At 62.6% G+C, this 8,320-nt stretch carries 8 protein-coding genes; 6 read left to right on the top strand and 2 right to left on the bottom strand.

Features of this window, described 5'->3' with window-relative positions; genetic code table 11:
• Positions 1-157 precede the first annotated feature (157 nt).
• Positions 158-2,173, top strand: a complete 2,016-nt coding sequence (locus MESS4_RS13170) for an acetyl/propionyl/methylcrotonyl-CoA carboxylase subunit alpha (protein WP_006331115.1) — start codon at positions 158-160, stop codon at positions 2,171-2,173.
• Between the two features lie 103 nt (positions 2,174-2,276).
• Here MESS4_RS13170 and MESS4_RS13165 read toward each other — a convergent pair whose 3' ends face one another.
• On the bottom strand, positions 2,277-3,398 hold the full coding sequence (locus tag MESS4_RS13165; RefSeq protein ID WP_006331113.1) for an ABC transporter substrate-binding protein: 1,122 nt from the start codon (positions 3,396-3,398) through the stop codon (positions 2,277-2,279).
• A 432-nt stretch (positions 3,399-3,830) separates the two neighbouring features.
• Positions 3,831-4,097 (bottom strand): sel1 repeat family protein, encoded by a 267-nt coding sequence (locus tag MESS4_RS13160; RefSeq protein ID WP_006331108.1) that lies wholly within the window; start codon positions 4,095-4,097, stop codon positions 3,831-3,833.
• 472 nt (positions 4,098-4,569) lie between these two features.
• On the opposite strand from MESS4_RS13160, the gene MESS4_RS13155 reads away from it, so the two are divergent.
• From MESS4_RS13155 to MESS4_RS13140, 5 genes are all read left to right on the top strand, one after another.
• A complete protein-coding gene (locus MESS4_RS13155; protein WP_006331105.1) occupies positions 4,570-4,914 on the top strand; it encodes a DUF2147 domain-containing protein in 345 nt (114 codons plus the stop codon).
• A 154-nt stretch (positions 4,915-5,068) separates the two neighbouring features.
• Positions 5,069-5,254: a hypothetical protein gene (locus tag MESS4_RS33455; RefSeq protein WP_157385568.1), complete on the top strand. Its 186-nt coding sequence runs from the start codon at positions 5,069-5,071 to the stop codon at positions 5,252-5,254.
• 35 nt (positions 5,255-5,289) lie between these two features.
• Positions 5,290-5,484, top strand: coding sequence for a hypothetical protein (locus tag MESS4_RS13150; RefSeq protein ID WP_006331102.1), 195 nt, complete (start codon positions 5,290-5,292; stop codon positions 5,482-5,484).
• Between the two features lie 147 nt (positions 5,485-5,631).
• Positions 5,632-7,092: an AMP nucleosidase gene (locus MESS4_RS13145; RefSeq protein WP_244441130.1), complete on the top strand. Its 1,461-nt coding sequence runs from the start codon at positions 5,632-5,634 to the stop codon at positions 7,090-7,092.
• Positions 7,093-7,148: 56 nt separating this feature from the next.
• The gene (locus MESS4_RS13140) at positions 7,149-8,225 is read left to right on the top strand and encodes an endonuclease/exonuclease/phosphatase family protein (RefSeq protein ID WP_051070882.1); all 1,077 of its coding nucleotides are present in this window, start codon (positions 7,149-7,151) and stop codon (positions 8,223-8,225) included.
• The last annotated feature ends 95 nt before the right edge of the window (positions 8,226-8,320 follow it).

The following is an 8,320-nucleotide window of genomic DNA, read 5'->3' as shown; positions in this document are numbered from 1 at the left end:
CAGCTTCGCCGTGTCGCTCACCTTACAGCGTTGATGGTTGGCGAAGGCGGGCGGGACATCCAATCTCCCCCCTTGCGGGGGAGATGTCCGGCAGGACAGAGGGGGTGTTCAAGCGTCTTGCTGTCCGTAGAGTCCAATCCTCGCTCGCGGAGGTCCCATGTTCGGCAAGATCCTGATTGCCAATCGCGGCGAGATCGCTTGCCGCATCATCCGCACGGCGCGCAAGCTGGGTGTGCGTACGGTCGCCGTCTATTCGGATGCCGACGCCCAGGCCCTGCATGTCGAGATGGCCGACGAGGCGATGCATATCGGCGCCTCGCCTGTCGGCGAAAGCTATCTGCGCGGCGACAAGATCATCGCGGCAGCGAAAGCGGCGGGCGCCGAAGCCATCCACCCCGGCTACGGTTTTCTGTCGGAAAACCCCGACTTCGTCGACCAGGTGGTGGCGGCAGGCCTCGTCTTCATCGGGCCGTCGGCCGCCTCGATCCGCGCCATGGGGCTGAAGGACGCCGCCAAGCGACTGATGGAAAAGGCCGGCGTGCCGGTCGTGCCGGGCTACCACGGCGAAGCGCAGGAGATCGTGCTGCTCGCCTCAAAGGCGCGCGAGATCGGCTATCCCGTCCTGATCAAGGCGCGCGCCGGTGGCGGCGGCAAGGGCATGCGGCGGGTCGAACATCCCGACGATTTTTCCGAAGCGCTGTCGGGCGCGCGGCGCGAGGCCAAGGCCGCCTTCGGTGACGACCGCGTGCTGGTCGAAAAATATGTCGACAAGCCACGCCACATCGAAGTGCAGGTGTTTGGCGACAATTTCGGCAATGCCGTGCATCTCTACGAGCGCGACTGCTCGGCACAGCGCCGCCACCAGAAGGTGATCGAGGAAGCGCCCGCACCCGGCATGACGGCGGCGCTGCGCAAGGCGATGACCGAGGCGGCGGTCAAGGCCGCCAAGGCAATCCACTATTCCGGCGCCGGCACCATCGAATTCATCGTCGATGCCTCGCAAGGGCTGAAAGCCGACCGCTTCTGGTTCATGGAAATGAACACCCGCCTGCAGGTCGAGCACCCCGTCACCGAAATGGTCACCGGCATCGACCTGGTCGAGTGGCAGCTCAAGGTGGCGACCGGCGAAAAGCTGCCCAAGACGCAAAGCGAGATCCAGCTCTCAGGCCACGCCTTCGAGGCGCGCCTCTATGCCGAGGACGCGGCAAAGGGTTTCTTGCCGGCAACGGGCACCTTGCATCATCTGAAATTTCCCGATGCCGCCCCGGAAGGCGCCAGCATGCGCATCGAGACCGGGGTGCGGGCTGGCGATGCCATCTCGCCCTTCTACGATCCGATGATCGCCAAGCTGGTCGTCCACGGCAAGGATCGGCAAGCAGCGCTCGAAGCACTGGGAACAGCCCTTTCGCAAACCGAGATCGCCGGCTCGACCGTCAACACCGCCTTTCTGGCGGCCCTCGCCACTGATGCGGATTTTGCCGCCGGCGATGTCGACACCGGCCTGATCGGCCGACACCAGGAGAAGTTGACCGCGGTTCCGCCGCCGAGCGGCGAGACTATTGCCGCGGCAGCCCTTGCGGCGTCCGGCGCCGGGGCTCAGGCACAGTCCGACGACCCGTGGTCGGCACTTGCCGGCTATGCGCATTTCCACACGATCGCGCAACGCACGCGGCTGCGCTATGGCGAGGATGATATTCTCGCGCGTGTCTCGGTGCGGCCGGACGGGCGGTTCGAGGTTGTTCTGGACCAATTTTCAACGGGCAGCGCCGCCCCTCATCCGCCTGCCGGCACCTTCTCCCCGTATAGTGACGGGGAGAAGGGGGAAGCTTGGGGACAGCGCCCTCGCCTCGCTCGCTGGCCCGGCCACGTCACCGTGTTCGAAGGCGCCATAGGCTACAGTTTTGCCGTGCCGGATCCGCTGGCGAGGGCCGAGGAAGCCGTAGCTGCTTCCGGCAGCCTGCGCGCGCCGATGCCCGGTCTGGTCAAGCTGGTGCGCGCGGCAAAGGGCGAGGCCGTCATCAAGGGCCAGCCGCTGCTGATCCTGGAAGCGATGAAGATGGAGCACACGATCTCCGCGCCGCATGATGGAGTGATCGCCGAGATCGCGGCGGAGGGGACGCAGGTCACCGATGGGACCGTGCTGGTGCGCTTTGCCGAGCAAGCCCACGACTGAGCGCCACATCGCGATCTTCCAGGCGAGGCGCTGGCCAACAATACATTGCCTCGAAATGAAAATGGCCGGGGCAAGCCCGGCCATTTCGATCCGACGTCAGCGATTACGGCTGGATCGGCGCGTATTTGCCGTCGTGCCACTGGTTGATGTCGTAGCTGGCGTTCTTCAAGTCGCCCTTCTCGTCGAAGGTAACCGAACCGACCACCGTGCTGATCGGCGTGCCGTTCTTCAATGCTTCGGCGACCTTGACAGGATCGTCGCTGCCGGCGCGCTTGATGCCTTCGGCGAAGGCCTGGATCACGGCGTAGGAGAACAGGGTGAAGCCCTCGGGCACGAAGCCGCCGGCCTTGATCTTTTCGATGGCTTCCTTGGCTTCGGGCTTTGCCTGCGGATCCGACGGGAAGACGAACATGGTGCCTTCGCCGGCCGGGCCGGCAACCTGCCAGAATTCCGGCGAGGCGATCGAGTCAGGCATGATGAGCTGGAACTTGAGGTTCTGTTCCGCCGACTGGCGCAGGATGAGGCCGGCCTCGGGGTGATAGCCGCCGAAATAGACCACATCCGCCTTCAGCTCCTTCAACTTGGTGACGAGCGCTGCATAGTCCTTCTCGCCGGCGTTGATGCCTTCATACATGACCTCCTTGAGGCCGCCGGCGTTCATCGTTGCCTTGACGGCATCGGCCACGCCCTGTCCGTAGGCGCTCTTGTCGTGCAAGACGACGACGTTCTTGCCGGCATATTTCTTGGCGATCCATGGGCCGATGAAGGCGCCCTGGGCATCGTCGCGCGTATAGAGGCGCATGATCGTCGACCAGCCGGCCGTTGCCGCCGCATCGGTCAGTACAGGGTTCGACGAAGCCGGGCTCATCATCAGCGCGCCGGCCTCGGCATAGACCGCGGAGGCCGGGATGCTCGAGCCTGAGCAGGCATGGCCATCGATGAACTTGACGCCGTCGGCGACGATGCGGTTGGCGACCGAGACCGCCTGCTTCGGATCGCACTGGTCGTCCTCGATGTCGAGCTTGATCTGGCGGCCGTCGACGCCGCCTGCCGCGTTGATCGCGTCGGCGGCGGCTTGCGCGCCCTGCTTGAACTGATCACCGATGGTGGCAAGCTGTCCGGTCATCGGTCCGACCACCGAAAAGGTGATGTCGTCGGCGAAGGCGACCGGCGCGCTCATCATCAGGCCAACTATGGCCGCGTTCAAAATACCCAATTTTTTCATGGTGATACAACTCCTCCACTCTCGCGCGGCCGTCCCGGCCGCGCCTCTTCCAGAGTGGCGGGAGAATCTCATCGTTCATTGAGCCTGTCTAGGCGCATCGGCCGCACTCGATTGGGCCTGCAACGTTTCTGTTTGACCATGATCTCTTCCAAAAACCGGTTTCCACTTTTTGGGATCATGGTCTGAAACGCAAAAGCCGCGCCGGCCTTGTTCCGGCCGGTCGCGGCTTCTGTCGATCGAGCCGAGCGCTCCCGCGCCCGAAACCCCGCTCGCCTTCCCTGTCCGTCGCGCAGCTTGACCCGCGTTCTTGTTTTGCCTTGTTCGGCCGTCTTGCGCGGCCTTTCTTGCCCGTCCGACCGTCTAGCGTGGTCTTGACCTGGAGCGTCCCTGTCGTTGTTCTCGGTGCCTGATTGGCTCAGTGCCCCTGAAAACTCAGTGCATCGTCATCCATTCGCGGGCTTCACGCAGCGCCCTGGCGATCTCGACCTTCGACATCGCCGCCGACAATTCCGAACGCAGTTCCGCGGCGCGGACCGAGCCCTTGATGGCGGCGATATTGAACCATTTGTGGGCGGCGACGACATCGGTCTCGCAATCGCGGCCGGTCGCATACATCATGCCCAGTTCGAAAAGAATGTCGGCCTGGGCAGTTGCCCCCATGGCGCCGAAGCCGGCTTCAAGCATTTCAAAACGTGCCATTTCAATCCCCTGTTCTGGCCCCTGTCAGGCTCCCGAGAGCAGCCTCGTTTCGTCCCAGGTGTCCGTTGATAACCCTTGGGAGTGGCCGCTCTTTCGATGCTTTCGAGAATGAAGCGCAGCCTTGAATCCGTCGTTAAATGGCGTGCTTAATTTGAGGAAAACAAAGCTAAAACAAGAGGTAAACGCCGAAATTCGTTAAGGATACAAAGCCAGCAATCGCGCGGATTCCCGGCAAATTTGATGAAAATTCGCGAGGTGCGGATCAACACTCCGCTAACCACGGAGAACAAAGGCAGTTTGCGGATCATTTCATATCTTCGCTGGCAAGACCGGTTCGGGGCATTGAGAAAATCCTGAAGTCTTCCGCTGCGGCGCCGCTTTTGTTTTGCCGGGAGGTGGATTAGCTTACGTTTGCGTAAGAAGCAGACTGGCGGGGTGGAATACCGGCCTGGTGCCCACAGGGAGGAAAAACATGTTTCGAAAAGCAAGCTTGGCCCTCGCGGCCACATTGATCATGGCCGGCGCGGCGTGGGCCGATCCGATCGAAGGCAACTGGAAAACGCAATCCGGCGCGACTGCCGCCATCGCCGGCGGCGGAGGGGGATTCTCCATCACGCTGCAGTCGGGCAAGTTTGCCGGCAAGCGCATCGGTTCGTTCAAGGTCTCCGGCGCCAACAAATACGCGGGCAGCATAACCGACCCGGAAACCGACAAGACCTATGCCGGCAAGGCCTCGCTTTCCGGAGCCTCGCTCAAGATGAGCGGCTGCGTCCTCGGCGGACTGATCTGCAAGAGCCAGACCTGGCACAAGCTCTGATCGTTCGCATCCTGCGGGAGTAAAAAAACGGGGCCATTTGGGCTCCGTTTTCTTTTGCGCCGACAAACGACACCGCATCAAGATACCGTCAATCAATTTGAACCGCAGATGAACGCCGGCATCAGAGCCGGTTCAGTTGCATCAGGGCATTTTCATGCGTGTTGAAGGAGACACCACGCAAATGCTCGCTCGCCGCTTCACCATCGTCTGCCTGCTGCTGAGCCTGTTCGGAATGTTCTTCGCCATCCTCGTCGCCGAGGCAGGCCGCCCGGCCCGCTCCTGGGATGTAGCCAGTTCCAACGCCTGCCGGTTCGTTTGCGTGAACCATTTTCGCCCCTGAACCGACAAAGACCTCGAGAGAGAAAAGCAAAAGCCATGAACCGCATCGTCGCCAACGCCCTCAAAACCCTTCGGCTCCTGCCGCGGGCGGCGCTTATCCTGACGGTGCTTTCAGCGCCGGTTCTGGCGGTGCCGATGATGCGCGCCGACACCGGCTCGACGATCGAGGCGCCAGCGCTGAAGAAGAACGGCGTCGGCTTCGTGCTGCTGGTCAGCCTGCGGCGCGGTTAGAACAATCGACTGTTGTCGAAACCATTCGAAAGAAAAACCACGCTTTGGCCGCGTTCTGGCCGTCACACCCCTCCCAACTGCATGGCCAAGTCTCTATATTGAGCCATGGAAAAGCGAATCTATCCCCAAGCCATCGAATCGGTCGTCATGCCGGAGCCCTTTGGCCGGCAGAGCTTCAATGATGCCAAAAAGGCCGTTGCTGCCTTGCAGATCCTTTACGACCGCAACACCAAATTCCTGCGCGACTCCTTCACCACGCTGGCCGCGAGCGGCGACAGCAGCAAGCGCTACCGGGCCTTCTACCCCGAGATCGGCGTCACCACGAGCTCGTTCACGCAGATCGACTCCCGGCAAGCCTATGGCCACATGCCGACGCCGGGGCATTTCTCGACCACCATCACCCAGCCCGCGCTTTTCGAAAGCTATCTCAACGAACAGCTTCGCCTGATCATGCGCAATCACGGCGTTCCGGTCACTGTTTCGGAATCGACCACGCCCATTCCGCTGCATTTCGCCTTCCTCGAAGGCACCCATGTCGACGGCGCCGCCGCCGAGCGTATCAAGCGGCCGATCCGCGACCTGTTCGATGTGCCGGATCTCGACGGCACCGACGACCAGATCGCCAACGGCACATTCGAGGTGGCTTTCGGTGAAACACGGCCGCTGGCGCCGTTCACGGCGCAACGCATCGACTATTCGCTGCATCGGCTGTCGCACTATACGGCGACGACGCCGCGGCATTTCCAGAACTTCGTGCTGTTCACCAACTACCAGTTCTATATCGATGAATTCGTCGCGCGCGCCCGCAACCTGATGGCGAAGGGCGGCGATGGCTATGTCGAATTCGTCGAGCCGGGCAATGTCGTCACGAAGGTCGGGGAAAGCCTGCCCGGCGATGGCACGGCGCCGCCGCGCCTGCCGCAGATGCCGGCCTATCATTTGAAGAAGCCGAACCACGGCGGCATCACCATGGTCAATATCGGCGTCGGCCCCTCCAACGCCAAGACGATCACCGACCATATCGCCGTGCTCAGGCCGCATGCCTGGCTGATGCTCGGTCATTGCGCCGGCCTGCGCAACACCCAGGCGCTGGGCGACTATGTGCTGGCGCATGCCTATGTCAGGGAAGACCACGTGCTCGACGACGATCTTCCGGTGTGGGTGCCGATCCCGCCGCTGGCCGAAATCCAGGTGGCGCTGCAGGAGGCGGTCGCCGAAGTGACGGGGCTTTCCGGCTACGATCTCAAGCGCATCATGCGCACCGGCACCGTCGCCACCATCGACAACCGCAACTGGGAGCTGCGCGACCAGCGCGGGCCGGTGCAGCGGCTGTCGCAGTCGCGGGCGATCGCACTCGACATGGAATCGGCGACGATCGCGGCCAACGGCTTCCGCTTCCGGGTGCCCTATGGCACGCTGCTCTGCGTCTCCGACAAGCCCCTGCATGGCGAACTGAAGCTGCCGGGCATGGCGACCGAATTCTACAAGCGGCAAGTGGCGCAGCACCTGACCATCGGCATCAGGGCGATGGAAAAGCTGGCTGAGATGCCGATGGAGCGGCTACACTCGCGCAAGCTCAGAAGCTTTTCGGAGACGGCATTCCAATAGGCGGTGGACATTTCGTCATCTTGATTGGGCCGCATTTCTGCCGATAAGCAAAGCAGATGGCACGCAGTCGAAACATGATGATTTCGGTTACATTCCTGGCAATGCTCGCCCTCTCGGCCGCGCTGGTGGCCGGGTTTTTCGGAACGCTGCATCCGGCTTTCGATTCCTTCGCGCATTTCCGTGTCCACCTTGCCGTGCTGATGGCGCTGTGCGCGCTGCCGCTGCTCGCCACCTCGTTTCGCCTGCAGGCGGCCGCGGCGCTGGTCTTTGCCGTGGCTGCCTACGCCACCACATCATTGCCCTTGCCGCGCCTGTGGCCGGTCCAGGCAGCCTACGAAGCCAAGCCGGGCGACCAGGCGGTCTACCCCGGTGATCAGGCGATCTACCCAAGTGACCAGGCCGTCTACCGCCTGCTGCAGATGAATTTGCGCTTCGACAATCCGACGCCGAAGAAAGTGCTGTCGCTGATCGGCCGGACCAATCCCGACGTGATCACTCTCGACGAAGTGTCGGAGATGTGGACGACCGAGCTTGGCTATATCACCAGCGCCTATCCCTACCGGATCCTGTGCGCCTACCCCAACGGCGTGTTCGGTGTTGCGCTGCTCTCCAGACGGCCGTTTGCCGCCGGCACCAAACCTTTTTGCGAGCGGCGCGGCGCCATGGCCATCGCCACCGTCGATTTCGGCGGCACCGGCGTCGACGTCGCCGCCATTCATCTCAGCTGGCCTTGGCCGCGCGAGCAATCATGGCGGATCGGCGAATTGTCCGGGCCGCTGGCCTCGCTTGGCGAGACAGCGATCATGGCGGGCGACTGCAACGCCGCACCATGGAGCGCGGCCGTCAGGCGTGTCGCCTCGCTCGGCAAGCTGACCGTGATGCCGTCGGCCGGGCCGACCTGGCTCTATATCAAGCTGCCGGATTTCCTGCGGCGCTTCGCCGGGCTGCCGATCAACCAGGTGTTCAGCAAGGGCGCGGTGCTGATCCATTCGGCATCGAGGCTGGAAGATACTGGATCGGACCACCTTCCCGTCATGGTGGAATTCTCGCTCAGGCCGGAAGAGAAAAAGCCGGTCGATGAGGACGAAACCGCAACCGCATCCGCGACGCAGTCCAGCAAGACGAAAAGTTGACTGTCGCGATCCTTCGCGCCCCCTCTGTCCTGCCGGACATCTCCCCCTCAAGGGGGGAGATCGGATGTCACTTCGGCTTTCGCCAATCTCCATCG

The sequence above is a fragment of the Mesorhizobium sp. STM 4661 genome (assembly GCF_000359125.1).
Lineage (GTDB): Bacteria > Pseudomonadota > Alphaproteobacteria > Rhizobiales > Rhizobiaceae > Mesorhizobium.
The sequence above is the reverse complement of the archived record's forward strand: the minus strand, read 5'-3'. Positions and strand labels throughout refer to the sequence as shown.

What these genes read in the sequence shown, in the direction of transcription:
- MESS4_RS13160 (WP_006331108.1), bottom strand. Translation starts at nt 4,097, where the DNA reads ATGGCACGTTTTGAAATGCTTGAAGCCGGCTTCGGCGCCATGGGGGCA.
- MESS4_RS13145 (WP_244441130.1), top strand. Translation starts at nt 5,632, where the DNA reads ATGCCGGAGCCCTTTGGCCGGCAGAGCTTCAATGATGCCAAAAAGGCC.
- MESS4_RS13165 (WP_006331113.1), bottom strand. Translation starts at nt 3,398, where the DNA reads ATGAAAAAATTGGGTATTTTGAACGCGGCCATAGTTGGCCTGATGATG.
- MESS4_RS13170 (WP_006331115.1), top strand. Translation starts at nt 158, where the DNA reads ATGTTCGGCAAGATCCTGATTGCCAATCGCGGCGAGATCGCTTGCCGC.
- MESS4_RS33455 (WP_157385568.1), top strand. Translation starts at nt 5,069, where the DNA reads ATGCGTGTTGAAGGAGACACCACGCAAATGCTCGCTCGCCGCTTCACC.
- MESS4_RS13140 (WP_051070882.1), top strand. Translation starts at nt 7,149, where the DNA reads ATGGCACGCAGTCGAAACATGATGATTTCGGTTACATTCCTGGCAATG.
- MESS4_RS13155 (WP_006331105.1), top strand. Translation starts at nt 4,570, where the DNA reads ATGTTTCGAAAAGCAAGCTTGGCCCTCGCGGCCACATTGATCATGGCC.
- MESS4_RS13150 (WP_006331102.1), top strand. Translation starts at nt 5,290, where the DNA reads ATGAACCGCATCGTCGCCAACGCCCTCAAAACCCTTCGGCTCCTGCCG.